Below are 1,042 nucleotides of genomic sequence, written 5' to 3' on the forward strand. Positions count from 1 at the left end.
CTAGGCCGTGTTTCGTAAGGGTTGAGGATGGCCTTGGGTGATGGATGTCCGGCGTGGCGGTGATCGATAAAGGTTGAGGTCTCCGGTAGATCGGTTAGCGACCAAGCAAACCGAAGACCTTCCGGAGACCTCGTGCCGAGCGTAGCGGCAGCGAGGCGTCACGACTTGACCGACTCGCAGTGGGCGGCGTTGCAGCCGTTGCTGCCTGCGGATACTGGTCGTGGGCGACCGCGCAGATGGGCAAGTAGAGATGTCGTCGACGGGATCCGGTGGCGGATCCGGACCGGGACGCCGTGGCGGGACGCGCCGCAGGCGTACGCGCCATGGCAGACGTTGTATCGCTGGTTCAGGCGCTGGCAACGTGACGGGACCTGGGCGAAGGTCCTGGTCGGGCTGCAGGCCGAGGCTGATGCCGAGGGACGCATCGACTGGACGGTGAGTGTCGACTCGACCGTCAGCCGGGCTCATCAGCATGCTGCGGGCGCTCGCCGCGATGGTCATCTTCAGAAGGAGCCGCCGGGTGGTGTGCAGACCGAGCCTGACGATCACGGGCTGGGACGGTCCCGGGGCGGGTTCACCACCAAGACGCATCTGGCCTGTGAGCAGGGCCGTAAGACGCTGTCGCTGGTGATCACCGGCGGGCAGCGCGGTGACAGCCCGCAGCTGGTCGCGGTGCTGGAGCGGATCAAGGTCTACCGGGTCGGCGGCGGCCGGCCGCGGACCCGGCCTGACCTGTTGCTGGCGGACAAGGCGTACACCAGCCGGGGTAACCGCGGATATGCCCGCCGCCGCAGGATCCGGGTGTGCATCCCGAGCAAGAAGGACCAGGACGCTCACCGCAAGGCCAAGGGGTCCAAAGGCGGGCGGCCGCCCGCCTTCGACCCGCAGGAGTACCGCCTGCGTCATGCCGTGGAATGCGGCATCAGCCAGCTCAAACAGCATCGGGCCATGGCCACCCGCTACGACAAACTCGCCGTCCGTTACGAAGCCACCGTCACCATCGCCGCCATCAACCAGTGGCTTCGAGCCTTATGAAACACGG

The 1,042-nt window shown here is 66.9% G+C and carries 1 protein-coding gene; it reads left to right on the top strand.

The genetic code is table 11. The features are described 5' to 3' along the window. Window positions 1-132: 132 nt before the first annotated feature. Window positions 133-1,035, top strand: a complete 903-nt coding sequence (locus tag Aco03nite_RS52435) for an IS5 family transposase (RefSeq protein WP_203810788.1) — start codon at window positions 133-135, stop codon at window positions 1,033-1,035. Window positions 1,036-1,042: the final 7 nt, after the last annotated feature.

It is taken from the genome of Actinoplanes couchii, assembly GCF_016862075.1.
Taxonomy (GTDB): domain Bacteria; phylum Actinomycetota; class Actinomycetes; order Mycobacteriales; family Micromonosporaceae; genus Actinoplanes; species Actinoplanes couchii.